This window comes from Mycobacterium sp. 1245805.9 (genome assembly GCF_001672915.1).
Classification (GTDB): domain Bacteria; phylum Actinomycetota; class Actinomycetes; order Mycobacteriales; family Mycobacteriaceae; genus Mycobacterium.
The window spans coordinates 1-1073 of sequence record NZ_LZKR01000143.1 but is presented as its reverse complement, the minus strand read 5'-3'; the positions used below and the strand labels follow the sequence as shown (position 1 = coordinate 1073).

Below are 1073 nucleotides of genomic sequence, written 5' to 3'. Positions count from 1 at the left end.
TGCCGAGTTTCACGTTGCCGCCGTTCCCGGGGTTGCCGCCGATTACGTTGCCCAACTTGGGTGCCGACATCAATGCGGCCCTGAACGCGATGCTCAACCTGACGCTGCCGGGGCTGCCGCCGATCAACTTGACGCTGCCGGGGCTGCCGAGCTTCACGTTGCCGCCGTTCCCGGGTCTGCCGCCGATCACGTTGCCCAACCTGGGGGCGGACATCAACGCCGCGCTGAACGCGGTCCTGTCCGGGGCGTTGACCCTGCCGCCGATCAACTTGACGCTGCCGGGCTTGCCGAGCTTCACGTTGCCGCCGTTCCCGGGGTTGCCGCCGATTACGTTGCCCAACTTGGCTGCCGACATCAACGCGGCGCTGAACGCGGTCCTGTCGGGGGCACTGACCCTGCCGCCGATCAACCTGTCGCTGCCGGGCTTGCCGAGCTTCACGTTGCCGCCGCTGCCGGGGTTGCCGCCGATTACGTTGCCCAACTTGGGTGCCGACATCAGCGCGGCACTGAACGCGATGCTCAACCTGACGCTGCCCGGGTTGCCGCCGATCAACTTGACGCTGCCTGGCTTGCCGAGCTTCACGTTGCCGCCGTTCCCGGGGTTGCCGCCGATTACGCTGCCCAACTTGGGTGCCGACATCAACGCGGCGCTGAACGCGGTCCTGTCGGGGGCACTGACCCTGCCGCCGATCAACCTGTCGCTGCCTGGCTTGCCGAGTGTCACGTTGCCGCCGTTCCCGGGGTTGCCGCCGATTACGTTGCCCAACTTGGGTGCCGACATCAGCGCGGCGCTCAACGCGGCGTTGAACCTGACGCTGCCGGGTCTGCCGCCGATCAACTTGACGCTGCCGGGGCTGCCGAGTTTCACGTTGCCGCCGTTCCCGGGGTTGCCGCCGATTACGTTGCCCAACCTGGGGGCGGACATCAGCGCGGCGCTGAACGCGGTCCTGTCGGGGGCGTTGACCCTGCCGCCGATCAACCTGTCGCTGCCGGGGCTGCCGAGTTTCACGTTGCCGCCGTTCCCGGGGTTGCCGCCGATTACGTTGCCCAACTTGGGTGCCGACATCAGCGCG

The 1073-nt window shown here is 67.8% G+C and carries 1 pseudogene; it reads left to right on the top strand.

The annotated features are described in order from the left end of the window. Positions 1 to 56 precede the first annotated feature (56 nt). A pseudogene (locus A9X00_RS19340) lies at positions 57 to 1073 on the top strand (hypothetical protein); the annotation flags it as partial.